24 protein-coding genes and 1 pseudogene are annotated in these 25242 nt (G+C 65.0%); 8 read left to right on the top strand and 17 right to left on the bottom strand.

What is annotated here, in order from left to right; genetic code table 11:
• Positions 1 to 2: 2 nt before the first annotated feature.
• The 6 genes from RHPLAN_RS21325 to RHPLAN_RS21300 form a co-directional block, all read right to left on the bottom strand.
• Positions 3 to 389: a DUF5076 domain-containing protein gene (locus tag RHPLAN_RS21325; RefSeq protein WP_068021654.1), complete on the bottom strand. Its 387-nt coding sequence runs from the start codon at positions 387 to 389 to the stop codon at positions 3 to 5.
• Between the two features lie 33 nt (positions 390 to 422).
• On the bottom strand, positions 423 to 1817 hold the full coding sequence (locus RHPLAN_RS21320) for a pyruvate dehydrogenase complex E1 component subunit beta (RefSeq protein ID WP_068021652.1): 1395 nt from the start codon (positions 1815 to 1817) through the stop codon (positions 423 to 425).
• A gap of 27 nt (positions 1818 to 1844) precedes the next feature.
• Positions 1845 to 2900: a pyruvate dehydrogenase (acetyl-transferring) E1 component subunit alpha gene (gene pdhA, locus RHPLAN_RS21315; RefSeq protein ID WP_068021650.1), complete on the bottom strand. Its 1056-nt coding sequence runs from the start codon at positions 2898 to 2900 to the stop codon at positions 1845 to 1847.
• Between the two features lie 189 nt (positions 2901 to 3089).
• Complete coding sequence (locus RHPLAN_RS21310; RefSeq protein WP_068021648.1) at positions 3090 to 3407, bottom strand: FtsB family cell division protein; 318 nt, start codon at positions 3405 to 3407, stop codon at positions 3090 to 3092.
• Between the two features lie 57 nt (positions 3408 to 3464).
• Positions 3465 to 4757, bottom strand: coding sequence for a phosphopyruvate hydratase (gene eno / locus RHPLAN_RS21305; RefSeq protein WP_068021646.1), 1293 nt, complete (start codon positions 4755 to 4757; stop codon positions 3465 to 3467).
• Positions 4758 to 4828: 71 nt separating this feature from the next.
• Complete coding sequence (locus RHPLAN_RS21300; protein ID WP_157100396.1) at positions 4829 to 5278, bottom strand: TerB family tellurite resistance protein; 450 nt, start codon at positions 5276 to 5278, stop codon at positions 4829 to 4831.
• Positions 5279 to 5460: 182 nt separating this feature from the next.
• Here RHPLAN_RS21300 and queF point away from each other — a divergent pair, with 182 nt between their 5' ends.
• Positions 5461 to 5946: a preQ(1) synthase gene (queF, locus tag RHPLAN_RS21295; protein ID WP_068021641.1), complete on the top strand. Its 486-nt coding sequence runs from the start codon at positions 5461 to 5463 to the stop codon at positions 5944 to 5946.
• On the opposite strand, the gene RHPLAN_RS21290 is transcribed toward queF, so the two are convergent.
• The 6 genes from RHPLAN_RS21290 to RHPLAN_RS21265 form a co-directional block, all read right to left on the bottom strand.
• Positions 5943 to 7100: an MFS transporter gene (locus RHPLAN_RS21290; protein ID WP_068021638.1), complete on the bottom strand. Its 1158-nt coding sequence runs from the start codon at positions 7098 to 7100 to the stop codon at positions 5943 to 5945. The two genes, queF and RHPLAN_RS21290, sit on opposite strands and share 4 nt — an antisense overlap.
• Positions 7101 to 7177: 77 nt before the next feature.
• Entirely contained in the window at positions 7178 to 8305 is a 1128-nt protein-coding gene (locus RHPLAN_RS21285) for an MFS transporter (RefSeq protein ID WP_257730501.1), read from the bottom strand.
• A gap of 45 nt (positions 8306 to 8350) precedes the next feature.
• Positions 8351 to 9217, bottom strand: coding sequence for a 3-deoxy-8-phosphooctulonate synthase (gene kdsA / locus RHPLAN_RS21280; RefSeq protein WP_068021633.1), 867 nt, complete (start codon positions 9215 to 9217; stop codon positions 8351 to 8353).
• Between the two features lie 47 nt (positions 9218 to 9264).
• Entirely contained in the window at positions 9265 to 10134 is an 870-nt protein-coding gene (locus tag RHPLAN_RS21275; protein ID WP_068021631.1) for a VOC family protein, read from the bottom strand.
• A gap of 15 nt (positions 10135 to 10149) precedes the next feature.
• Positions 10150 to 10476 (bottom strand): NIPSNAP family protein, encoded by a 327-nt coding sequence (locus RHPLAN_RS21270; RefSeq protein WP_068021629.1) that lies wholly within the window; start codon positions 10474 to 10476, stop codon positions 10150 to 10152.
• Positions 10477 to 10644: 168 nt separating this feature from the next.
• Entirely contained in the window at positions 10645 to 11238 is a 594-nt protein-coding gene (locus RHPLAN_RS21265; protein ID WP_068021627.1) for a L,D-transpeptidase, read from the bottom strand.
• 177 nt (positions 11239 to 11415) lie between these two features.
• On the opposite strand from RHPLAN_RS21265, the gene RHPLAN_RS21260 reads away from it, so the two are divergent.
• The 3 genes and pseudogenes from RHPLAN_RS21260 to RHPLAN_RS21250 all read left to right on the top strand — a co-directional run bounded on the left by RHPLAN_RS21260 (position 11416) and on the right by RHPLAN_RS21250 (position 14251).
• On the top strand, positions 11416 to 12090 hold the full coding sequence (locus tag RHPLAN_RS21260) for a response regulator (RefSeq protein WP_068031608.1): 675 nt from the start codon (positions 11416 to 11418) through the stop codon (positions 12088 to 12090).
• Positions 12091 to 12137: 47 nt separating this feature from the next.
• Complete coding sequence (locus tag RHPLAN_RS21255; protein ID WP_442971781.1) at positions 12138 to 13469, top strand: sensor histidine kinase; 1332 nt, start codon at positions 12138 to 12140, stop codon at positions 13467 to 13469.
• 108 nt (positions 13470 to 13577) lie between these two features.
• Positions 13578 to 14251 (top strand): annotated as a pseudogene (locus RHPLAN_RS21250) (class I SAM-dependent methyltransferase).
• Here the strand turns inward: RHPLAN_RS21250 and pyrG are convergent.
• From pyrG to tpiA, 5 genes are all read right to left on the bottom strand, one after another.
• Positions 14237 to 15865 (bottom strand): CTP synthase, encoded by a 1629-nt coding sequence (pyrG, locus tag RHPLAN_RS21245; RefSeq protein WP_068021623.1) that lies wholly within the window; start codon positions 15863 to 15865, stop codon positions 14237 to 14239. The pseudogene RHPLAN_RS21250 and the gene pyrG sit on opposite strands and share 15 nt — an antisense overlap.
• Positions 15866 to 16072: 207 nt before the next feature.
• Positions 16073 to 16480, bottom strand: coding sequence for a preprotein translocase subunit SecG (secG, locus tag RHPLAN_RS21240; RefSeq protein WP_068021621.1), 408 nt, complete (start codon positions 16478 to 16480; stop codon positions 16073 to 16075).
• 160 nt (positions 16481 to 16640) lie between these two features.
• A complete protein-coding gene (locus RHPLAN_RS21235; RefSeq protein WP_068021619.1) occupies positions 16641 to 18419 on the bottom strand; it encodes a GMC family oxidoreductase in 1779 nt (592 codons plus the stop codon).
• Between the two features lie 12 nt (positions 18420 to 18431).
• Positions 18432 to 19166: a gluconate 2-dehydrogenase subunit 3 family protein gene (locus RHPLAN_RS21230; protein ID WP_068021617.1), complete on the bottom strand. Its 735-nt coding sequence runs from the start codon at positions 19164 to 19166 to the stop codon at positions 18432 to 18434.
• Positions 19167 to 19298: 132 nt separating this feature from the next.
• On the bottom strand, positions 19299 to 20063 hold the full coding sequence (tpiA, locus tag RHPLAN_RS21225; protein WP_068021614.1) for a triose-phosphate isomerase: 765 nt from the start codon (positions 20061 to 20063) through the stop codon (positions 19299 to 19301).
• 158 nt (positions 20064 to 20221) lie between these two features.
• Between tpiA and RHPLAN_RS21220 the strand changes: the two genes are divergently transcribed.
• From RHPLAN_RS21220 to RHPLAN_RS21205, 4 genes are all read left to right on the top strand, one after another.
• A complete protein-coding gene (locus RHPLAN_RS21220; RefSeq protein WP_068021611.1) occupies positions 20222 to 22135 on the top strand; it encodes a peptidylprolyl isomerase in 1914 nt (637 codons plus the stop codon).
• A gap of 5 nt (positions 22136 to 22140) precedes the next feature.
• Complete coding sequence (trpE, locus tag RHPLAN_RS21215) at positions 22141 to 23658, top strand: anthranilate synthase component I (RefSeq protein WP_068021609.1); 1518 nt, start codon at positions 22141 to 22143, stop codon at positions 23656 to 23658.
• Positions 23659 to 23747: 89 nt separating this feature from the next.
• Positions 23748 to 24026 (top strand): hypothetical protein, encoded by a 279-nt coding sequence (locus RHPLAN_RS21210; RefSeq protein ID WP_068021607.1) that lies wholly within the window; start codon positions 23748 to 23750, stop codon positions 24024 to 24026.
• A gap of 217 nt (positions 24027 to 24243) precedes the next feature.
• Entirely contained in the window at positions 24244 to 25227 is a 984-nt protein-coding gene (locus tag RHPLAN_RS21205; RefSeq protein WP_068021605.1) for a Bug family tripartite tricarboxylate transporter substrate binding protein, read from the top strand.
• Positions 25228 to 25242: the final 15 nt, after the last annotated feature.

Here is a 25242-nt window from a genome sequence, read left to right as displayed (position 1 = left end):
CTTCAGCGTTTCTTGCGACGAGCCGCGGGCTTTGCGGCTGTTCTGGATTTGGTTGGCGTTCTGGATTTGGTCGGCTTGGATTTCGTGACGGCCTTGGCCTTCAAGGGGCTCGCGCCGAGTTCGGTCACATAAGCCTCGGCGATCTGGACCGTGACGTCCTTCTTGCTCAGCCCGGTCTTCTGCGCGGCATAGATCGCGCCGAGCCGCTGCGTGGCTTCGGCCAGCACCTCGCCCCATTGCGCTGGCGCCTTGAACGCCGGCAGCGCCGAGACATAAAGCTCGTCATCGATGATGCCGAGGCGCAGGATTTCCACGCCGCCGTTTTCCAGCGCCTGCTCCGGCAGCGCCAGCGCCTGATAGACTTGCGGTTCTTTGCTGCCGCTGGCCATCGCTCGCGTCCCGTGCTCGCGTTCCTTCGGACGCTACCGATAGAGAACCGCTTTCGCGGCCTGCACCACGTCGGCGACGCTCGGCAGCGCAAGCTTCTCGAGATTGGCCGCATAAGGCATCGGCACGTCCTTGCCGGTCACACGCGTCACCGGCGCATCGAGATAATCGAAGGCGTGCTCCATGATGCGCACCGCGATCTCGGCGCCGACACCGGACTGCGGCCAGCCCTCCTCGACGGTGACGATGCGGCCGGTCTTCTTCACCGACTCCACGATGGTCTCGGTGTCCATCGGGCGGATGGTGCGAAGGTCGATGACCTCCGCGTCGATGCCCTCCTTGGCGAGCTCTTCCGCGCCCTTCAGCGCATAGCTCATGCCCATGGAGAACGACACGATGGTAACGTCCTTGCCGGGCCGGGCGATCTTCGCCTTGCCGATCGGCAGCACGAAATCGTCGAGCTTCGGCACCGGGAAGCTGTGACCGTAGAGGATTTCGTTTTCCAGGAAGATGATCGGATTGGGATCGCGGATCGCGGCCTTGAGCAGACCTTTGGCGTCGCTCGCGGTGTAAGGCGCGATCACCTTGAGGCCCGGGATATGCGAGTACCAGGACGAGTAATCCTGGCTGTGCTGAGCGGCGACGCGGGCCGCCGCGCCGTTCGGGCCGCGGAACACGATCGAGCTGCCCATCTGGCCGCCCGACATGTAGCGGGTCTTGGCCGCGGAATTGATGATCTGGTCCATCGCCTGCATGGCGAAGTTGAAGGTCATGAACTCGACGATCGGCTTGAGGCCGGCGAGCGCCGCGCCGACGCCCAAGCCGGCAAAGCCGTGCTCGGTGATCGGCGTGTCGACCACGCGCTGCGCGCCGAACTCCTGAAGCAATCCTTGGGTGACCTTGTAGGCGCCCTGATACTCGGCGACCTCCTCGCCCATCACGAACACCGTGCCGTCACGGCGCATCTCCTCGGCCATGGCGTCGCGCAGCGCTTCGCGCACCGTCATGGTGATCATCTCGGTGCCGGCCGGCACGTCGGGCTCAAGCGCGGCTTGCGGCTGCGGCGGTGCTGCCGCTGCCGGCTTCGGCTCGGCCGGCACAGACGCCGGCTTCGCGTCCTGCTTGGCGGGCGGCGCCGGTTCGGCGGCTTTCTGCGGCTGTGTGGCTCCGGCCGTGGACGCATCCTCGCCGTCGCCCAGGATCACCGCGATCGGCGTGTTGACCGCAACGTCGGCGGTGCCTTCGGGAACGAGGATCTTGCCGAGCGTGCCTTCGTCGACCGCCTCGACCTCCATGGTGGCTTTGTCGGTCTCGATCTCGGCGATCACGTCGCCGGATTTGACCTTGTCGCCCTCATGCTTGATCCACTTGGCAAGGTTGCCCTTCTCCATGGTCGGAGACAGGGCAGGCATCAATACTTGGATCGCCATCGAACCGGAATCCTTGAGAGCGCAGCTTTACGCGTAAATGTCGGTGTAGAGCTCCGAAGGATCGGGCTCGGGATCGTGGGTGGCAAACTCGGCGGCCTCGTTGACGGTCTCGCGCACCTTGGCGTCGACCTTCTTGAGTTCGTCTTCGTTCGCCCATTTCTTCTGGATGAGCCGCTGCCGCACCTGCTCGATCGGGTCGTGCTCGGTGCGCACCTTCTCGACCTCCTCGCGGGTGCGGTACTTCGCAGGGTCGGACATCGAATGGCCGCGATAGCGGTAGGTCAGCATCTCGAGGATGATCGGGCCGTTGCCGCCGCGGCACCATTGCGACGCGTGGTCGGCCGCCGCCTTCACGGCGCGCACGTCCATGCCGTCGACCTGCTCGCCGGGAATGCCATGGGCCGCGCCGCGCTGCGACAGGTCCGTGGTGGCCGAGGCGCGCTTGAGCGAGGTGCCCATGGCGTACTGGTTGTTCTCGATGATGTAGATCACCGGCAGGTTCCAGAGCTTCGCCATGTTGAAGCTCTCATAGACCTGGCCCTGGTTGGATGCGCCATCGCCGAAATAGGTCAGCGAGAGGTTGTCGTTGCCGCGGTACTTGCTGGCGAAAGCCAGACCCGTGCCGAGCGGCACCTGGGCGGCGACAATGCCGTGGCCGCCGTAGAAGCCCTTCTCGTGCGAGAACATGTGCATCGAGCCGCCCTTGCCGCGGGAATAGCCGTGGCTCCGTCCGGTCAGCTCGGCCATGACGCCCTTGGCATCCATGCCGCAGGCCAGCATGTGGCCGTGATCGCGATACCCGGTGATGATGCCGTCGCCTGGCTTCAGCACCATCTGCATGCCGACCACCACGGCCTCCTGGCCGATATAGAGGTGGCAGAAGCCGCCGATGAGGCCCATGCCGTACATCTGGCCGGCCTTCTCCTCGAAGCGGCGGATCAGCAGCATGTCGCGATAGGCGGCAAGCTCCTGGTCCTTGTTGAGGTCCGCAGGCGGGCGCGCGTTGTGGCCAGCGCCCGCAACGGACGGATCGCTGGAAGGACGCGCAGCGGCGGGCTGCGCCGAATTTGTGGCGGCGGCCATGGCTCTCCTCGGGCAAGTCGCCGTCGGTCGACGGCGTTTCAGTCCATAGCGTAATTTAGTGCGGCGTGAAAGCTTGCGACAGCCCCACGCACAGGTCAGGTTGCTGTGAGCAAATGATTGAGGCAGCACATGATTTGCGCTGCACCCAGACGGCCGTTCGATCCGACGGGACGACGATCAGTAAAGCCGCTACGGGTGCTTGACCATCAGGATCAGATCGCGCGGATCAAGGTAGTTCAGTCCGGCCCGGACCCGCTCGTCCAGCATGTCGGGATCGATGCTCTCGGACTTGAGCAATTTGACGCGGCGCTGCCAGACGGCGCGCTCCTTTTTGAGCTGGCCGAGTTCCTCGTTCAGCATGGCATGCTGCTGGTCGAGGTCCTGCTGGGCGCGCAGGCCATGGTTGCCGCTGTAGGCGTTGGTGAAGAAATACGCGATCACCACCGCGCTGCCTGCGTACAGGCCGAGCGTCGTCAGGATGGTTCGCAGCTTGCGGCGAGAGACCATCCCCCCAATTGAAGTGATCCGCGTTAAAGGCGGGTTACCTTTGCGGTAACTCGCGCCTCACCGGCCGCGGCGGAACGCCTTGAGCGCGCTCTTGCCGAGATATCTGGCCTGGGCGCCGAGCTCCTGCTCGATGCGCAGGAGCTGATTGTACTTGGCGGTGCGATCCGACCGCGCGACCGAGCCGGTCTTGATCTGACCGCAATTCGTCGCGACCGCGAGATCGGCGATGGTCGAATCCTCGGTCTCGCCGGAGCGGTGCGACATCACGGCGGTGTAGCCCGCCTTGTGCGCCGTCTCGACCGCGGCCAGCGCCTCGGTCAGCGTGCCGATCTGGTTGACCTTGACCAGGATCGAGTTGCCGATGCCCTGCTTGATGCAGTCGTTCAGCCGCTCGACGTTGGTCACCATGAGATCGTCGCCGACCAGCTGGCAGGTCCGGCCGATCATGTCGGTCACGAGCTTCCAGCCGTCGAAATCGTCCTCGGCCATGCCGTCCTCGATGGAGGCGATCGGGTAGCGCGCCGTCAGGTCGGCAAGGTACTTCGCCTGCTCTTCCTTGGAGCGGGTTTTTCCTTCGCCTTCATAGACATAATAGCCGCTCTTGAAGAATTCGGTTGAGGCAGGGTCGAGCGCGATCACGATCTGGTCGCCGGGCTTGTAGCCGGCCTGCTCGATGGCCTTCATGACCAGGCCCAGCGCCTCTTCGGCCGATTGCAAATTCGGCGCGAAGCCACCCTCGTCGCCGACATTGGTGTTGAGGCCGGCGTCATGCAGGAGCTTCTTCAAGGTCTGGAACACCTCGACGCCCATGCGCAGGCCCTCCGAGAAGGTCTCGGCGCCGACCGGCATGATCATGAATTCCTGGAAGTCGATCGGGTTGTCGGCATGCACGCCGCCGTTGACGATGTTCATCATCGGCACCGGCAGGACACGCGCCTGGGTGCCGCCGACATAGCGGTAGAGCGGCATGCGGTTGGCCGCGGCCGCGGCCTTGGCGACCGCCAGCGAGATGCCGAGGATGGCGTTGGCGCCGAGACGGGCCTTGTTCGGCGTGCCGTCGAGCGCGATCAGCGTCTCGTCGATCTTGGCCTGGTCCTCGGCCTCCATGCCGCCGATGGCGTCGAAAATCTCGTTGTCGACCGCCTGGACCGCCTTCTGCACGCCCTTGCCGAGATAGCGGCCCTTGTCGTTGTCGCGGAGTTCGACGGCCTCGTGGGCGCCGGTCGAGGCGCCCGACGGTACCGCAGCACGGCCGAGGGTGCCGTCTTCCAGAATCACGTCGACTTCGACGGTCGGATTGCCGCGGCTGTCGAGAATTTCGCGGGCGATGATGTCGGTGATGGCGGTCATGATACTCCCGGAGTCCGCAAGGCAATGCGGGGCTTCTACAGGATCAAACCGCAGGCGAAAAGGGTGCCGGCTCAGGCTGTCGCGAAGCGTCGTCTCAGCGTGTCGATGGCGTCGCGCTGCGGCTCCGAGGGCCCGTCGAGGGTGGCGATGGCCTCGACCATGTCGACCAGTTCGCGGCGCTCGGCCTCGGTCAGCCGCGCGCGAAACAGGTTGCCGAACAGACCGAACGCCTGTTCGAAACTTTCGGCGCGGCTTGCCACGAAGCGCGCGTGGGTCATGCGCTCGGCAAGATCGTGCTCGAAGCCGAACACACGGCGCGCGTGGTCCTCGATCGCCGCGTACTGCTCGCGGCTCGGCGCATCCGAATTGCGCGCGATCAACAGCATCAGAACAAGCGCGGCGTCGCGCGGATCGTCGACAGCCTGCATGGGCGCACTGCGCTGGCTTTCCAGCGCCTTGCGTTTGCGCTCGGCATCGCGGCGCTGAGCCCTCGCCTGCTGGATGTGTTCCAGGCCGCCCATGCGGAAGAACCAGTAGATCGCCCAGAAAAACAGGGTGCTGAGGATCAGAGCAATGACTGGCATGAGATGAGCCCTGGTTGTAAATTTATAGTATCACACGCCGCAGTGATGCGGGCGTGACGCGGGCGTGACATGGGCCGGATTTGCTTGCCCGCGGTTGCCGATCGGTTACTCATAGCGCGATGCCTCGCAGTCCAAAGTCTCGCAAAGCCCAGACCTCCGACGGTCCGTTGCTGCTCGGCCGGCCGGTGCCACAGCCCGCCTCGCCCGAGGAGGCCGTGCTCGACCGTGTGCCGAACCCGCATCCGGACACCGACTATGTGTCGCGTTTCACCGCGCCTGAGTTCACCTGCATGTGCCCGATCACGGGCCAGCCGGATTTCGCCCATTTCGTGATCGACTACGCGCCCGGGAAATGGCTTTTGGAGTCGAAGTCGCTGAAGCTTTATCTCGCGAGCTTCCGCAACACCGGCGCATTCCACGAGGACTGCACGGTCGGCATCGGCAAGCGGATCGCAGGCCTGCTCAAGCCCAAGTGGCTCCGGATCGGCGGCTACTGGTATCCGCGCGGCGGCATCCCGATCGATATCTACTGGCAGACCGGCAAGCTGCCGGGCGGGGTCTGGGTGCCGGACCAGGGCGTCCCGCCTTATCGCGGACGCGGCTAAGTCGGACGCGGCTTCACCAGAAGCTGCGCGCTGACGATCCCGATCAGCACCATCGCGGCCGCCGCGATCGACAGCGTGATGCCGGTCCCGAGCCGCTCGAGGCCGATGCCATAGGCCACCGGGCTGATACCGCCGCCGATGAAGAACGAGAATGTGTGGAACGCCACCGCCGAGCTGCGCGCTGCGGGCGCGAACTCGGTGACGTAAACCTGGATGCTGGCGTGGAGCATGTAGAACCCGAGCCCCATCACGGCGAAGGCGACCGCCTGCACCTGCCACGGCGGGCTGGTGGCGACGATGGCGAGGCCCAGCGCTGCGAACAGTCCGCCCGCCATCATGATCTGCTTCTGGCCGAGGATCTGGAGCAGACGCCGGACGCTGAGCGAATAGACCATGCCGCCGACCGCGAAGGCCGCGACCACAAGTCCCGCAATCGACGCGCGCGGCTCGCCGCTTTTGGCGAGCAGAACCGAGACATATGGAAAGATGCCGAACAGGAACAGCGCTTCCAACGCCACGGTGCCGTAACAGATGCGAGCCGCGCGGATCGCGAAGATCGCGCGGTTGCGCGCGAGCACCGAGCGCACGTCGAGCGGCTGCGGCTCGCTGGGCGGCAGGTCGCGCAGGCCGTAGATGCCGAGCAGCGTCGCGGCAACGCTGATCACGCCCAAGCCGACGAACATGCTGCGCCAGTGGATGAAGTCGGCGACCACGCCGGAGACGGCGGCGCCGAGAAGGTTGCCCGAAATAGTGGCAGCCAGAAGCCGCCCGATCGCCACCTGGCGCTGCGCGAGCGGCACAAGGTCCGAAATGATCGCCATGGCCACAGGGAAGCTGCCGCCGCAAGCAGCGCCGGAGACAACGCGGAGCGCAAACAGCAGCCAGAAGTCGGTGACGATGGCCGACAGAAACGATGAGACCGCCAGCAGCAGCAGGCAAATGGTCATGATCCGCGCCTTGCCAAAGGCGTCGGCGATCGGACCGAGCACGGGCTGTGCGAGGCCGTAGGCCGCAAAGCCTGCGGTGAGCATGGCTGCCGTGGTTGGCGAGATTCCGAGATCTGCCGCTATTTGCGGCACCACCGGGTCGATGGTCCGAACACTCAATGACGAGGCGAAAACCAGGAAGCCGATAATGTTGAAGGTGCGATTCATTGGCGCGCTTTGAACAATGGCAGCGCCGCCCGCGCTAGGCCGGATTGCGCAACCCTCCTATCCAGCCTGACGCCCGTTCACGTTTTCCGGCGCAGGAACCGCCAGCACATGATGCCGACACCGAACACCACCAGCGCGCCGAACAGAATCGTCGGCTCCGGGCCGCCATGCGCAAAGCCGAAGCCATAGACCACCGGGCCGATCGCCTGACCGAAATAGAACGACGACGAATGCAGCGAGGCTGCGGCGCCCCGTGCGGTTTGCGACAGATCGGTGACGTGGACCTGGATGCAGCTGTGCAGCAGATAGAAGCCCAGGCCGAACACCGTGAAAATCGCGATCTGCACTTGCCAGGAAAAGTGAAACGCCATGAGTGCAAGGCAGCTGCCGGCCAGAGTGCCGCCGAGCAGCATCAGCTTGCGGTCCGATACGCGCGCGACCACGTGCTGGGCGGTCAGTGAGTAGCCGATGCCGCCGATCGCGAAGCAGGCAATCAGAAGGCCCGCAATCGAAGCCCGGGTCTCGCCGATCTCCCGAAGCAGCAGGCCGATGTAGGGAAACAGGCCGTGGATGAAGAGCGCCTCCAGGAACACCGCGCCGAAGCAGAATTTGGCGCGTGGGTCAGAAAGGATGTCGCGGAAATTTGCGGCCACGGCGGCGCGGTTGAACGGCTGCGGCTTGGGCTGGACGAAGTTGCGGAAGGCGAAGAACGCCGACAGCGCGACCAGCAGCGAGAACGTGCCGAGAATGGCGAACACGCCGCGCCAGCCGAACAGGTCGCCGATCACGCCCGCGACCGATGCGCCGAGCACGTTGGCGGTCAGCGCAATGCCGAGGAGCCGCGCGATCGCGACCTGGCGCTGATTGATTGGCACGAGATCGCCAACCAGGGCCATCGCCACAGGAAACACGCCGCCCGCGACCAGGCCCGCGACCACCCGCATCGCAACCAGAACCGGGAAGCTCGACGAAATCGCGCAGACCAGCGAAGCGAGCGCCATCACCAGCACGCAGATGTTCATCAGGCGGGTCTTGCCGAGAAAGTCGGCGGTGATGCCGAGGAGCGGCTGCACCAGCGCATAAGGAAACGCGAAGGCAGTCGAGAGCAGCGCCGCGGTCTTCACGTCGATCGCGAGGTCTGTCGCGATCATCGGAATGACCGGATCGACCGCGCGGGTGAAGATCGTCTGGGCGAAAACGACCAGAGCGACGATTTTCAGAAGTGGAGTGATGGCAGGCCTCGTCCGTCGTCAGACCTTGCCCTGGCTCGCATCGTCTGACTTCGCAAGCTTATCGAAGGCGATCAGCCGGCGCAGCAGCGCCTCGAGGTCTCGCAGCGGCACCATATTGGGCCCGTCGGACGGCGCCTTGTCGGGATCCTGATGAGTCTCGATGAACACGCCGGCAACGCCGACCGCGACCGCGGCGCGGGCGAGCACCGGCACGAATTCGCGCTCGCCGCCCGATGAGGTGCCCTGCCCGCCCGGCTGCTGCACCGAATGGGTGGCGTCGAAGATCACCGGCGCGCCGGTGTCGCGGGCCAGAATGGGCAGCGCGCGCATGTCGGACACGAGCGTGTTGTAGCCGAACGAAGCGCCGCGCTCGGTCACCAGCACGTTGCGGTTGCCCGCGCCGGTGATCTTGGCCACCACGTTCTTCATGTCCCAGGGCGCGAGGAACTGGCCTTTCTTGACGTTGACGGTCTTGTCGGTGCTCGCCGCTGCGATCAGCAGATCGGTCTGCCGGCAGAGGAACGCGGGGATTTGCAGCACGTCGACAGCTTGCGCCGCGCGGGCGCATTGCTCGATCTCGTGCACGTCGGTGAGCACCGGCAGGCCGAGGCTGGAGCGGATTTCGGCGAACACCGGCAGCGCCTGATCGAGGCCCAAGCCTCGCGCGCTTTTGGCCGAGGTGCGGTTCGCCTTGTCGAATGATGTCTTGTAGACGAGGCCGATCTTGAGCCGCGCCGCGATTTCCTTCAGCGCCGTTGCCATCTCCAGAGCATGAGCGCGGCTTTCCATCTGGCAGGGGCCGGCGATCAGCGAAAGCGGCAAGGCGTTGCCGAAGCGCGCGCTGCGCACCTCGACTGTGGCGTTGGGAAGAAGAGATGCGTCCATCGGTGCCTCGCGCGGACCATGGCGGCACCGGGCCGCTGGGTCAACGCTCAAATCCGTTCGAACATCAGGGTTGCGCCCAAGGCGTTGTCAGGACCGAGGGCGATATAGCCCATGCGGCTGGAACTGATTGTAGCCGCGGTCTTCACTTGCTCCGTGGCCGCATCGAGATCACGGAACGCAAAGCGGATTGCGGCCAGCCGCGCGCCGCGTTCCATGGTTGGCGGCTCGGTGCCGAAGCGGTCGAGGAACACGCCGGGTCGCATCACCTGGATTTCCCCGTGATGCGTCTTGATGCTGATTCCGGACGAACCCGAAACGAGGCCGCGTGGACCGGCGAAGGCTTCCAGAAAGGCCCGATGATCGCTGGGATTGTCTGCCACGAGAACGACGCCGGCGATCGCCGTTGCGGTGTTGGGATGCTTCTGGAATACCGGATTCCAGAAGTTCTCAGGATGGCGATGCAGGATGCTGAAGAAGCCCGTATCCGGGGCGAGCTTGTTCGATGCAAAGGCCAGCGCGAACGCAAGCTTGACGGTTGTGTCGTCGGGACGGCGGCCTTCCCGTTGGAATTCGTACAAGTCGAAATCGCCGATGCCGGCTGCGCGAAATGTTTCCACGTCCGGCGCGCCGCGACCTTCCAGCACCAGCATGGAAGGCCCTTGCCCTCGTTTCAGGAAATCGCGATTGAAGGCGCCGAACGAAAAGAACCGCGGGCTGTGCGGAGCCATCTCCGTGGCGTCCGCCATGGCGAGCAGTTCGATATAAACGCCTGGGAGCTGGATGACGTGGTTCTGTGTGCCCCAGTCGCGCGGATGCGTGTTGCGGGCGCCGACCTGAAAGCCGAGCCGCCGATAGAGATCGGCGGCGGCATCGAGGTCGTGCACCGCATGGACGATATGGTCGATGGCCCGTGCCACGCCGGCTTCCTGGTGTCAGCGGATCTCCGAGAACGCGGTCGGCCGCAGGATCGAGGTCTTGATGTTGGCGATCAGAAGGCCGTCCTTCTCGCTTTCATCGCGGGCCTTGTGCCACTCCGGATCGGCCTGGAACGTGTTCCATTTCTGCTCACGCTCGGCGAGCGATTCCCAGGCCAGCATGTAGTGCAGATCGTTGCTGCCGTCGCCGAGCAGCACGGTCCAGAATCCGGTTGGGCGGATGCCGTGCTTCTTCCAGATGTCGAGCGTCTTGGTCTCGAAGCGCTTGAGCAGCGCCGGCAGCTTGCCTGGAATGCACTGATAGATGCGAAGCTCGTAGATCATCGTTGCCCTCCCTTGGACTTAAAACGTCGATGCCCGGCATCGGCCGGGCATCGCAGGAAAACCAGAGGCTTTGATTATCACACCAAGTCGCTGTGCTCCACCGCGGCTATTCACCTTGTCGGCGCATACGAGGACGTCGGAATGGTGATGCCGAGCGATTTGGCGGTTTTACTTCACCACCACGGTCGTGCCGACCGACACCCGCTTGTAGAGATCGGCCACGTCCGTGTTTCTCATCCGGAAACAGCCGGACGATTCCGCTTCACCGACGGAGTCTGCATCGGGCGAGCCGTGGATCCGGTAGAGCGTGCTGCCGAGGTACATCGCGTGTGTGCCGAGCGGATTGGCCGGATCGCCGCCCTTCATGTGCGTCGGCACATCCGGTTGCCGCGCGATCATCTCCGCCGGCGGTGTCCAATCCGGATTTTCTTTCTTTGCGGTGATCTTGTGCGTGCCCTTCCACTGGAAGCCGGCGCGACCGACACCGATGCCGTATTGCAGCGCCGAGCCGCCGCCCTGAATGAGATAGAGCCGCCGCTGTGCCGTATCGACAACGATGGTGCCCGGCGCATATTTGCTTGCATAGTTCACGGTGGTGCGGCCGAGGCCGGTGCCGTCCAAGCCAAGGATGTTGTAGACGCCCTTCTTCGTCGCGCCGCCGCGCAGCATCTCTTGCCGCTCGTTGTCGAACTGGGCTTGCGCGAGACTGATGGAACCAAGCAGGGCTGCGATGGCAGCCACGGCTGCAACGAGACGTGTCAACACGAGTCCAATCCATCTGGTTGTAAATGGGCCGCGCCCGTGGAGATAAGGCTACGGTCTCGCTCGCGCGAAGGCAATTGCCCATAGCCACGACACGGGCTTTGCACCAGCGGCAGCCGATTCCCGTAATGCTGCCGCAATGTTGCGGCCGCTAGAACGGGACCACGGGTGCCGAACATGCGGATATTGCTCGTCGAAGATGAAGCGGAGATGGCTGGGGCGCTTGCCTCGGCACTGAAGGGCTACGACATGGTCGTCGACCATGTGCCGACGCTTGCCGAGGCGGAAGAAGCGATTTCCGCCGACGTGCATGCGGCGGTTCTGCTCGACCGCCAGCTCCCGGACGGTGACGGTCTCACCCTGATCCCGAAACTGAGGGCGCGAGCCGACGGTGTGCCGGTCATCGTGCTGACCGCACGGAGCGATCTGGCAGACCGTATCGCCGGGCTCGATGGCGGAGCGGACGATTATCTGGCCAAGCCGTTCGCGGTTGAAGAATTGCTGGCGCGGCTGCGTGCCGTGCTGCGCCGGCCGGCCGGGCTGCAGCCGGACAGCATGCGGGCGGGCCGTCTCGCCTTCGACTTCGGCCATCGCGAGGCGAGCGTCGACGGACGAGCACTCGACCTGCCACGGCGGGAACTCCTGGTTCTGGAGGCTCTCTTGCGACGCATGGGCCGGACCGTGCTGCGTTCAGCGCTCGAAGAAGCCGTCTATAATTTTGACGACGAGATCCAGTCGAACGCGCTCGACACGCATGTGTCGCGGCTGCGCCGCAAGCTCGCCGAAGCCAACGCAGGCGTTGAAATCCACGGCATTCGCGGCGTCGGCTATCTGCTGAAGCAGGTGCCGTGACCGATCGCTGTGAACCATACAGCCTGTGCTCGCGGCTCAGTTGGCGAGTGATCTCGCTTCAGGCGCTGCTGCTTGTGGCTGTCGTCATCCTCGTCATCGGTGCGCTGTGGGGGGCGGGCTTCCTGCTCGTCGAGCGGGACGAGGATCGCGTCATCGATGTCGTGCAGCGGGCGCTCGCGCGCGATGCGCAAGGCAGCCTGGTCCTGCGCCCAACGGCCGAACTGAGAGAGCTGCGCGAAGATATCCCCGACCTCTGGTTCCTGGTCTGGGACCGGCAGGGTCGCGCCCTCTCGGAAGGCACGGTGCCGTCCGAGTTTGCGAACATCGGCAATGCGCTCGACCATATCAGCCAGGCGCGCCTGGGCTGGCAGCTCCTCGATGACGATCCGCGCAAGCCCGCCGCGCGGCTGAAGCGCGTCAACACCGAGGCGGGCAACGTGCAGGTGCTCACGGCGACCCAGGGACGATTGTCCGGGGGCAAGGCTCTGCTCACCACGGCGCTGACGTTCTTCGGCATCGCCCTTCCCGCCTTGCTCTTGATGGCGGCCGCGACATTGATCGCAACGCCGATGGTGGTCCGGCGTGCTTTTGCAGGCCTCGATGCGACCGCAGATCAGGCCCGCAGGATCGACATCCATCAGCGGGGCGCGCAGCTGCCGGTCGATCGCATCCCGCTGGAGGTCGTGCCGCTGGTCTCCGCCGTCAACGACGCGCTCGCGCGCCTGGACGAGGGCTATTCACGCCACAAGCGCTTCGTCGCCGATGCCGCGCATGAGTTGCGGACGCCGATTGCCATTCTCAACACACGGCTGGAGTCGCTTCCGCCGGGTCCGGACAGGGCCCGCCTGCTCGAAGACACCGCGCGGCTTGCCACGCTGGCCGAGCAGCTGCTCGACATCCAACGGCTGAATCGATGCGAACATCCGTTCGCGCGGGTCGATCTCGTGACGGTCGCGCAGGGCGTGGCCGCCGACCTCGCCCCGCTCGCCATCGCGGCAGGCTACGAGCTGTCGTTTGACGCAACGGCCGGGCAGATCGAGACGCTTGGCGACCGGGCAGCCTTGGAACGGGCGCTCACCAATCTCGTGCAGAATGCGATCCAGCACGGCGGGCGTCGTGGCGCCATCAGCATCCATGTCGGCCGCCCGGCGACCATCGACGTCACGGACGAAGGCGCGGGCATTCCGCCGGATCAGCGCGCACTGATCTTTGAACCGTTTTACCGATTGGCTCCGCTCGATCGGGGCGCCGGTCTCGGCCTCAACATGGTCCGCGAGTTCGTGCTTCTTCACGGCGGCCACGTCTCCGTGCTCGACGGGCCAAATGGCGGAGCGTGCTTTCGGATGACGTTGCCGCCTGCTCCCGCACAACAAGACTGATCCGCTCCGATCCGGGTCGCATCGGCAATGCTGCCGCAATGCCGGCCAGCGACATTGCGCCGGCCTTGCCGCTGATGTGCGAGGCGCGACCCAGATCCTGGAGTGTCCATGCCGAACGATTTCTTGTCATTCTTCCTCGCCTGGATGTCGGCCCCGCGCCGGGTCGGCGCAATCGCGCCGTCGGGAGCGGCGCTCGCCGACCTCATAACCCGCGAGATCACGCCATCGAGCGGCCCGGTCATCGAGCTCGGACCCGGCACGGGCGCGTTCACCTACCAATTGCTGAAGCGCGGCATCCGCCAGCAAGACCTCACATTGATCGAATACGGCTCGGATTTCATGAAGCTCTTGCAGGTGCGCTTTCCAGGCGCCCGCGTGCTCTGGATGGACGCCGCGCGGCTGGCGGCAGAACGTCTCTACGACGGTGCCCCGGTCGGCGCGGTCATCAGCGGACTGCCGCTGCTCAACATGTCGACGCGCAAGGCGATCGCCATTCTCAGCGGTGCGTTCAGCTATGTCCGCCCGGGAGGAGCGTTCTATCAGTTCACCTACGGCATGAGCTGCCCGGTGCCGCGGCCGTGCTGGACCGGCTGGGGCTTCGCGCGACGCTCGTGGACCGCGCGATGCTGAATATGCCGCCTGCCGCCGTCTATCGGCTGTCGCGACGACCGCAGATCAATCTCGTCGCCGCCAACCCGTTCGCTATGGGCCAGGCCATCGCCAGGCAGGCAAGGCCGATTGCAGATGATCCGGCCAATGCCGTTGCGTCAAACCAGGCGTGACCGCTCCACCGCCGCGCCGATGAAGGACGAGAACAGCGGGTGCGGCTCGAACGGCCGCGACTTCAGCTCGGGATGATACTGCACCCCGATGAACCAGGGATGGTCGGCGTATTCGATGGTCTCCGGCAGCACGCCGTCAGGCGACATGCCGGAGAAGCGCATGCCGTGCTGCTCCAACCGGTCCTTGTAGGCGGTGTTGACCTCGTAGCGGTGACGATGCCGCTCGGAGATATCCGTCGAGCCGTAGATGTCGGCGATCTTGCTGCCGCGTTTGAGCGCCGCCGGATAGGCGCCGAGCCGCATGGTGCCGCCGAGGTCGCCTGCGGCCTGGCGCTTCTGCAATTCGTTGCCCTTGAGCCACTCGGTCATCAGGCCCACGACCGGTTCGGGCGTCGGCGCGAATTCGGTGGAGTTGGCCTCGGCGATGCCGAGCAGGTTTCGCACCGCCTCGATGACGGCCATCTGCATGCCGAAGCAGATGCCGAAATACGGCATCTGGCGCTCGCGGGCGAACTGCGCCGCGCGGATTTTTCCCTCGGCGCCGCGCTGGCCGAACCCGCCCGGCACCAGGATGCCGTTGACGTGCTCGAGGAACGGCGCCGGGTCTTCCTTCTCGAACACCTCGGACTCGATCCAGTCGAGATTGACCCTCACCTTGTTGGCGATGCCGCCATGGGACAGCGCCTCGATCAGCGATTTGTAGGCGTCCTTCATGCCGGTGTATTTGCCGACGACCGCAATGGTCACCTGGCCTTCGGGATTGCGGATGCGCTCGTTGATCAGCTTCCAGCGCGCCAGATCCGGCGGCTGGCTCGGGTCGAGGCCGAACGCGTGCAAGACTTCGGTGTCGAAGCCTTCGGCCGAATACGCCTCCGGCACCGCATAGACGTTGTCGACGTCGCGCGCCTCGATCACCGCGCTTTCGCGCACGTTGCAGAACAGAGACAGCTTGCGCCGCTCCTCCTTGGGGATCGGCCGGTCGGTGCGGCACAGCAGGATGTCCGGCTGGATGCCGATCGAGAGCAGTTCCTTGACCGAGTGCTGGGTCGGCTTGGTCTTCAGTTCGCCCGCGCTCGGGATATACGGCATCAGCGTGAGATGCACGTAGATCGCATGGTTGCGCGGCAGCTCGTTGCCGAACTGGCGGATCGCTTCCAGGAACGGCAGGCTTTCGATGTCGCCGACCGTGCCGCCGACCTCCATCAGCACGAAATCGACGCCGTCATTGCCTTCGCGGATGAAGTCCTTGATGGCGTTGGTGACGTGCGGGATCACCTGGATGGTGGCGCCGAGATAGTCGCCGCGCCGCTCCTTGGTGAGGATGTCCTGGTAGATGCGGCCTTGCGTGATGTTGTCCTGCTTGCTCGCCGGATTGCCGGTGAAGCGCTCGTAATGGCCGAGATCGAGATCGGTCTCTGCGCCGTCGTCGGTGACGAACACCTCGCCGTGCTGATAGGGCGACATCGTGCCCGGATCGACATTGAGATAGGGGTCGAGCTTGCGCAGCCGCACCGAATAGCCGCGGGCCTGCAGGCAGGCGCCGAGCGCTGCCGATGCGAGACCCTTGCCGAGTGAGGAAACCACGCCGCCGGTGATGAAGATGTACCGCGCCATGGGGCTCAACCTTTAGCGTCCGCGAATCGATTCGACGAGAGCGCCGGGCGGGAATGAGCCATGCGGCTCCGCATGTTTTGTGGATAAGCCTGCTGAGGCCCTGAAGCACGCAATCCGCCAACAACTTGGCCGAGAGTTTTCGGTTGCAACTTCATGTTTCACCTCGCCCAAAAGCGAAGGGGCCGGTCACCCGGCCCCTTGGCTTTTCTACTGCCGTGGCACCTGCGGCCCGGCTGGTGCCTGCGGCGGCGCCGCCGGCTGCTGTTGCGGCGTCCCGCCGCCGAGTTGGTTGAGCACGCCGCCGCCCGCGCCTGGCGCGCCTGGAACCGCGGGTGCAGAAGGCGCAGCCGGCCCGCTGCTGTCGAGGATCGAGCGCGGCTTGCGGTCCAGGCTCGCATACCAGGACAGGAACAAGCTGGTCACGAAGAACATCGCCGCGAGGATCGCGGTGGTCCGGGTCAGCACGTTGGCAGTGCCGCGGCTCGACAGGAACCCGCCGCCCCCGCCTCCGCCGCCTCCCATCCCAAGGCCGCCGCCTTCGGACTTCTGGATCAGCACGAGGCCCACCATGGCCACGACGATCATCAGATGGATCAGCATAATGACGTAGTGCATAACGGTGCGCTCAAGCGGGTTTGCGGGCTAACGGGCCCGTTTCACGATCCCCGATATAGGAATTCGGGGCGGTGTCTACACCATCGCCCCCGGTATTTCCACCCCGGGCCGCCGATTGGGCCTTTGAGTCGCGGAAAACGGCCAATTCAGGGATTTCCGGTCATGCGTGGACCAGCGGTCCCGGGTTCTTCAGATACTTGGTGGTGATCGCTTCCGCCGCGAAATAGGACAGCGCACCGACCAGCCCGGTCGGATTGTAGGAGGCATTCTGCGGGAACAGCGAGGCGCCCATCACGAACAGATTGTCGGCGCCCCAGGCCTGGCAGTAGCGGTTGACCACGCTCGATTGCGGATCGAACCCGATCATCGTGCCGCCGGTGTTGTGGGTCGACTGATACGGCACGACATTGTAGGTGCCGGTCCGCGCGCTGGCCTTGCCCTTGATGGTTGGCTTCATCGCGGTGGCGAGCTTGTCGAGCACGCCGGCGATGTAGTTCGCCATCTTCTTGTCGTTGTCGCGGAAGTCGTAGCTCATCCGGATCAGCGGCCGGCCGAGCGCGTCCTTGTAGGTCGGATCGAGGTCGAGATAGTTCTCGCGGTGGGCGTAGTTGCAGCCCGAGGCGCCGATGTTGACGGCGTGGTTGTACCACTTGGCGGTCGCCTTCTTCCAATCGCGGCCCCAGCGCGGCGTGCCGGCCGGCACCGGTCGCGTCAGGATCGGCCGGCCGTTCGAGCCGCCGCAGGAGATCCAGGCGCCGCCGAAGAAGCCCAGACCCGAATGGTCGAAGTTGTCGCCGTTGAAGTCGTCGATGTTCATGCCGTGCGAGGCGCCGGCGGCCATGAACGGATTGACCTCGATATTCTCGAAGAACATCGTCACGCTGTTGCCGCTGACCTGGTAGCAATAATTCTTGCCGATGGCGCCCTTCCCGGTCGCGGGATCGTACTGCTCGCCGATGCCGGCCATGCGCATCAGCAGCACGTTGTTGAACACGTAGGCGCCAAGCAGCACGAGCTGCGCCGGCTGCTCGAACTCCTCGCCGCTCCGCGTATCGACATAGCGGACGGCTTTCACCTTCTTGGCCTGCTTGTCGTAGACCAGCTCCTTCACATAGGCGTAGGTGCGCAGCTCGAAGTTCTTGTCGGCGGTGAGCACCGGCAGGATGGTCGATTGCGGCGAGGCCTTGGCGTTGGCCTCGCAGCCGAAGCGCTCGCAGTGGCCGCAATATTCGCAGGCGCCGAGCGTCAGCCCCTCGGTGTTGGTGTAGGCCTCGCTCATGTTGGCGGCGGGCGCCTGGAACGGGTGATAGCCCAGCTCCTTCGCAGCCTTCTGCATCAGCTCGCCGCGAATGGTCATCGCCAGCGGCTTGTTCGGATATTCGTTCTGCCGCGGACCTTCGAAGGTGTTGCCGCCGTCGATCTTCACGCCGCGCAGATTGCCGGCCTTGCCGGAGATGCCGCACAGCTTCTCAAAGCGGTCGTAGTACGGCTCGAGCTCCGCATAGGTGACCGGGAAATCCGCGATCGTCATCTCGGCCGGCACGGCATTCTTGCCGTAGCGGTTTTCCAGGTGCGAGCGCAGCACGTGGTCGGACTCCAGAAGCCGCCAGGTCACGCCGTTCCAGTGCGCGCCCGCGCCGCCCACGCCGGTGCCGGGCAGGAACGAGCCGAGCCGGCGGATCGGCAGCGCCGTTTCCGATGGTGAATGGCGCAGCGTCACGGTCTCGGTCTGGGTGTCCTGGAACAGCTCCTGGCGCACCGCATATTTCAGATCGTCGCGGACGTTCGGGATCGCAAAGTCGTCCCGCGCCGTCCGGTTCGGGCCGCGCTCAAGGCCTACGACCTTGAGGCCGGCCTTGGTGAGTTCGCGCGCGAGAATGCTGCCGGTGAATCCAACGCCGATGCAGACCGCATCGACTTCCTTGAGCATCGTGGCCATGGTCGCCTCCCCTCAAGAAAAGTCCGCGATGGAACGCGGCGGCTTGTCGTATTTCTTGTTGTAGTAAGTCTTGATCTCTTCGCGGTAGATCGCGGGCAGCCCCGGGTAGCCGACCATCTTCCACGCCGCCATGTCGCGGTTGCCGCCATACATCGGGTCGGCGAAGAAGCCCTCCATGGTGATCTGCAGCAGTGCATTGAAGAACGCTCTGCTGCTGAAGCCCGGGAATTCGGCCTTGCCCTCTTCCATCGTCTTGAACGCGGCGATGCGATCCTGCTCCGCGAGCCGGTCGAAGTCCTTGCCGTAGGTCTTGCGGGTGAATTCGTTCGCCGCCGTGATGCCGGCGCGGAAGAATTCGCGCGGGTTCAGTTCGAGCTGATAGCCAAGCTCGGGCTTCGCCTTCAGGAACGGGCCCTGGCGATAGAGCCGCGCGCCGCTGCCGTAAGCGCCGGCGAGCTGCCGGTCGATGAACACCGCGACGCCGCAGTCGCTGCCCGACGGCGACAATTCGTCGGCCGGGATGATGGTGTCGACCGCAGCGGTGAAGAAGGCCACTTCGGTGGCATTCAGCGTGAGCCAGGTCTCCGGTGCCGGTTGAGCTGGCGTTGCTGCGGGCTGCTGCTGCGCCACCGCCGGCGTGGTTGCGACGACGGGCGCGAGCGTTGCCGCAACAGCAGTTCCTGCCGCGCCCGCGCCCTTCAGGAAGTCGCGGCGCGGAATCGGAGTCCGATTGTCGTTTGAAGACATGGCGCTCTCTCCCCAATCTCCTACGTCATGGGCGACGTAGGGCGCGTGCGCTTAACGCACGCATATTCTTGGTTTGAGATTAGACCAATTCGAATGGAGGGGTACAAGCGTCCCGCGACGGTCTCGATTGCGTCAGCGGTATGCGGCGGCGATGCCGAAGAAGTCGTCGGCCTTGAGGCTTGCGCCACCGACCAGTGCGCCGTCCACGTTGGCGACGCCCATCAGCTCCGCGGCGTTCGATGGCTTGACCGAGCCGCCGTAGAGAATGCGGATCGCGTCAGCCGTACTACCGTACCGCGACGCGAGACGCTTGCGGATAAAGGCGTGCGCCTCCGCAACGTCAGCCGCAGTGGGCGTGAGCCCGGTGCCGATCGCCCAGACCGGCTCGTAGGCAATCACGAGATTTGAGCCCGTCGCGCCGTCCGGCAACGAGCCGTCGAGCTGGCGGCCGAGCACGTCGAGCGTCTTCCCGGCCTCGCGTTCGGCCTGCGTCTCACCGATGCAGACGATTGCGCAAAGGTTGGCGCGCCAGGCGGCCTCCGCTTTCGCTCGCACGTCGGCGTCGGTTTCCTTGTGATAGGTCCGCCGCTCGGAATGGCCGACGATCACCGCAACCGCGCCGATGTCGGCCAGCATCTCGGCCGCGATGTCACCGGTGAACGCGCCCGACGGCTTGGCGTGACAATCCTGGCCGCCGATGGCGACGCGGGAGCCTTCCACCGACTCCACGGCATCGACACAGAAGCCGATCAGGGTCGCCGGCGGGCAGATCATCAGGTCGGCCTTGGGAACGGTGTCCGCGCCTTGGGCGATCTTCTCCAGCTCGATGATCGAGTCCTGGAGCCCGTTCATTTTCCAGTTGCCCGCGACCAGCGGGCGGCGCTGCGATGCGGCCATCCGTCTCCCCATTTTTCCGAGCCGTAACAGAGCCTTGAAGGCCGCGCCAGTGGCGCTTTGAAGCTATTCGCGTCGGTTGCGATGCCATTGGACGGCCTCTATATTCCGGCCCCAATCGGCCCTCTATCGGCCGCTCTTCCAGACAAACGAACGGTTACATGCTTCGAGGTATTCACAAGGCCTCCTCCAACTGGATCGGCCGCGCCGTCATGGGCGTGGTGCTGGGCCTGATCGCCATCAGCTTCGGCATCTGGGGCATCGGCGACATTTTCCGCGGCTTCGGCCAGTCGACGCTGGCCAAGGTCGGCGGCACTGAGATCCGGATCGAGACCTTCCGTCAGCAGTACCAGGACCGGCTGCAGCAGCTCGGCCGCCAGTTCAACCGTCCAATCCTGCCCGACCAGGCCCGCGCGCTCGGTCTCGACCGCCAGTTTCTGAGCCAGATGATTGCCGACACCGCGATCGATGAGAAAACGAGATCGCTGCGGCTCGGCGCAAGCGACGCCGAGATCGCGCGGCAGGTGACCGACATGCCGGCCTTCAAGGGCATTAACGGCCAGTTCGACCGGGCGCGTTTCGAGGCCGTGATCCGCAACGGTGGTTACAACGAGCAGAGGTTCCTCGCCGAGCAGCGCCGCAATCTGGTGCGCCAGCAGCTGGTCAACACCATCAGCGACCAGACCTTCGTGCCCAAGACCTCGCTCGAAGTGTTCAACCGCTTCCAGAACGAAGAGCGCACCGTCGAGTATGTGTTGCTCGGCAAGGCGCAGGCCGGAGACATCCCGGAGCCCTCGGCAGAGGCGCTCGCCAAGTATTTTGAGGAGCGCAAGGTTGTGTTCCGCGCGCCTGAGACGCGCAAGGTCACCATCGTGACGTTGAAGCCCGAAGACATCGCGGGGCGCATCGTGGTGTCCGAGGACGATCTGAAGAAGACCTACGCTTCGCGCAAGGCGCGTTACGAGACGCCGGAGCGGCGCAAGATCAGACAGATCGTGTTCCCGAACATGGACGAGGCGAAAGCCGCGTCGGAGAAGCTTTCCTCCGGCACCTCGTTCGACGATCTTGCCAAAGAGCGCGGGCTGAAGGACACCGACATCGACCTCGGCAATGTGACGAAGGCCGCAGTGGTGGACCGTGAGGTCGGCAATGCCGCTTTTGCGCTGAACAACGGCGAGGTCTCGAAGCCGATCGAGGGTCGTTTCGGCATCGCCATCGTCAAGGTCGATGCCATCGAGCCGGCCGCCACGAAGTCTTTCGAAGAGGTCTCGGCCGATCTCAAGAAGGAGCTTTCGCTCGATCGCGCCAAGAACGAGACGACCAGCGTCCAGGAAAAGGTCGAGGACGAGCGGCTGGGCGGCGCGTCTCTGGCCGACGCGGCCAAGAAATTCGGTCTCATGCCGCGCGTCATCGACAGCATCGATCGGAGCGGCAAGGACGCGTCAGGCCAGCCTGTCGCCGATCTGCCGGAAGGCGTCGATCTGCTTTCTGCGATCTTCTCGGCCGACGTGCATGGCGAGAACGAGCCGCTGCGGCTTCCCAACAATGCCGGCTACGTCTGGTACGATGTCGACAGCATCTCGGCCGCCCATGACCGCAAGCTCGACGAGGTCAAGGACGACGTGCTGACGCATTACCGCGACGATGAGGTCACCAAGGCGCTGCGCGCCAAGGCGACTGCGCTGGTCGACAAGATCAAGGGCGGCACGTCGTTTGCCGACGCCGCCAAGGCCGACGATCTCAAGGTCGAGTGGCGTCCCGGCATCAAGCGCGGCAACACGCCGCCTCCGCTTTCCGCCGCCGCTGTCGCCGAAGTGTTCCGCACGCCGAAGGATGGCGTCGGCACCGTGGAAGGCACGACCCCCGCCGAGCGCATCGTGTTCCGCGTCAGCGAGATCAAGGTGCCGCCGCTCGACGCGGAATCCGCCGATTCCAAGCGCATCGACGAGGCACTCCGCCAGCGCAACGCCGAGGACATCATCGCGCAGTACGTGGCGCGCCTGCGGGACGATGTCGGCGTTTCCGTCAACTACAACCTGCTGAGCCAAGACAGCAGCAACAACCCGCAGTACTAGGGCCCATGCAGATCGAGCCGCGGGCTGACGCCTTTTCCACGCGTTACGGCCGCGGCGAGGCGCAAGTGGTCTGGACCACACTGGTCGCCGACCTGCAAACGCCAGTGTCGGCGTTCCTCAAGATCGCCGGCGGGCGCCCGATGAGCTTCCTGCTGGAGTCGGTTGAAGGCGGTGCGGTGCGCGGCCGCTACTCGGTGATCGGGCTCGACCCCGACGTGGTGTGGCGCTCCGCCTCCGGGCGTGCCGAGATCAACCGCACGGCGCGGACCGATGCCGACCATTTCATCGCCTGCGACGCCCCGCCGCTTGAAGCGCTTCGCGCGCTGATCGCCGAAAGCCGCATCGCGTTGCCGGATGGCCTGCCGCCGATGGCGGCGGGCGTGTTCGGCTATCTCGGTTACGACATGGTTCGGCTGATGGAGGATCTGCCGGCCTCCCATCCCGATCCGATCGACATTCCGGACGCCGTCCTGATCCGCCCGACGCTCATCGTGGTATTCGATGCCGTCAAAGACAGCATCACGGTGGTGACGCCGGTGCGACCGGAACCGGGCGTCATCGCAAAGGTCGCGCTGGCGCGCGCCGAAGAGCGGCTGTCCGCGGTGGTCGATGCGCTCGACCGGCCGCTCGACAAGACCGCCGTGGGCTCGGAGGCCGGTCCACTCGACGTTCCGGCGAAATCCAACACCACGCCCGCCGAATACCAGGCGATGGTCCAGAAGGCCAAGGAGTACATCCTCGCCGGCGACATCTTCCAGGTGGTGCTGTCGCAGCGCTTCCAGGCGCCCTTTACGCTGCCGCCCTTTGCGCTCTATCGCGCGCTGCGGCGAGTCAATCCGGCGCCGTTTCTCTACTTTCTCGACTTCGGCGGCTATGCGGTCGCGGGCTCGAGCCCCGAGATCCTGGTGCGGGTGCGCTCGGATGTCGTGACGATCCGCCCGATCGCGGGCACGCGGCCGCGCGGCGAGACGCCTCATGACGACAAGGCGCTGGAAGAAGAACTCCTCGCCGACCCGAAGGAGCGCGCCGAGCACCTGATGCTGCTCGATCTCGGTCGCAACGACGTCGGCCGCGTTGCCAGGATCGGCAGCGTCAAGGTCACCGACCGGTTCTTCATCGAGCGCTACAGCCACGTCATGCACATCGTTTCCAACGTCGAGGGCGTGTTGTCCGACCGGTGCGACTCGCTCGATGCGCTGGCCGCGGGCTTCCCTGCCGGCACGGTGTCTGGCGCGCCCAAGGTGCGCGCCATGCAGATCATCGACGAACTGGAGAAGGAAAAGCGTGGGCTCTACGCCGGCTGTGTCGGCTACTTTTCAGCAGCCGGCGAAATGGACTCCTGCATCGTGCTGCGCACCGCGCTGATCAAGGACGGCACCATGTACGTGCAGGCGGGCGCCGGCATCGTGGCCGACAGCAATCCTGCGAGCGAACAGGCCGAATGCGTCAACAAGGCCAAGGCCCTGTTCCGCGCCGCCGAAGAGGCGCGGCGTTTTGCCAGCGCGGCCAGCCGCGGACAGTAGCCGCCAAACGCGGGATCGCGATGCGTTCGACGACTGGTGCAGTCGTCCGACCGCCGGTACAGTCTGAGAACTGAAACGGGGCCGATATCATGAAACGCGCATTGTTCTTCGTTGCCATCGTCGCCGCGATGTCGTTCGTCGGCTCGCCTGACAGCATCGCCCAGAGTGCCGCTCCTGACACGGCAGCGGTTACGGGGATGAAACCCGACCGCGTCACGGCGCCGCGCTGGATGCGCGAAGGGATGCAAAAGAGAGAAGCGGTGAAACGCAAAAAGCGCGCCGAGTGTCGCGCCAAGGCGAAGGCCGAGAAGGTGCCGCTCTTCAAGCGCCCGGCTTACGTCAAAGGTTGCACGACACAGTCGAACTGACCGCCATTGCGAGCACCGCAGGCCGCGGACAGGAGCCTAATCGGGGGGGCATCCCGTGAGCGCATGGTTTTGAGGCGTCACGGCCTTCCTTGAGGCACAGGAACTGTCCGGCGACGCCGGAAATGCCTCCCTTGATGGTTCGCTTCCGCCCTGAGCCGCTGGCGTGAGTTTTGCTCAGCCTTCTCGACAAAACATCTTGTCGAGAAGGCATGAGGACATGACGACATTCCGGAACTGCGTTCAGTGCGCGCTCGCGTTGCTTCTGCTCGTTGCGTTCTGTGACAAGACGCCGGCGCAGGACTATCCGTCCCGGCCTGTTACCATCATCGTTCCGGTCGCGGCGGGCGGCTCCATCGACACCATCGCGCGGCTGGTCGCGCAGAAGCTTTCGGATCGCCTGGGTCAGCCGTTCGTCATCGAGAACAGGACCGGAGCCGGCATGGTGATCGGCACCTCGGCCGTGGCCAAGGCGACACCCGATGGCTACACGATGCTGCTCGCGAGCAGCTCCGCGCTCGCCATCAACGTCACGGTGCACAAGGCACTCCCCTACGATCCGTTGAAGGATTTCGTCCCCGTGGCGCATGTCGCCAACAGCCCGTTCACGCTGGCGGTCAATTTGTCCCTTCCAGTGAATTCGGTGCCCGAGCTGATCAAGTACGCCAAGGACAAGCCGGGAGAACTGTCTTACGGGACAGCCGGACCGGGCTCGCCGCATCATCTGTTCACGGAGTTGCTGAAGACCAAGGCCGGCATTGAGATGATCCATGTTCCCTATCGCGGCAATGTGCCGGCGATGACTGATCTCGTCGCCGGCCACATCCAGGTGGTGTTCTCCGATCCGTCCGGATTGCCGTTGATCAAGGAGCGCAAGGTCCGCCCGCTGGGTGTGTCGACACTGGACCGGCTGCCATCCATTCCGAACGTTCCGCCGCTCGCTGAAGCGGGCGTGCCGGGTTTCGATGCGGCGGCCTGGGTGATGCTGGCGCTGCCGGCCGCAACGCCGAAGCCCATCGTCGACAGGCTGAACACCGAGATGAAGACCATCGCGACGTTGCCTGACGTCCGCGAAGCGATGGCGAACAACTCCGTCATCCCGGTCGAGACGCCGCCGCCTGACGAGTTGCAGCGCTTCCTCGCAGCCGAGATCGCCCGCTGGGGTCAAGTGGTGCGGCAGGCCGGCATCGCTGGCTCGGAGTAGAGCGTTTCGCGTCGA

The sequence above is a fragment of the Rhodoplanes sp. Z2-YC6860 genome, from assembly GCF_001579845.1.
Lineage (GTDB): Bacteria > Pseudomonadota > Alphaproteobacteria > Rhizobiales > Xanthobacteraceae > Z2-YC6860.
This window is presented reverse-complemented; position numbering and strand designations above follow the sequence as displayed.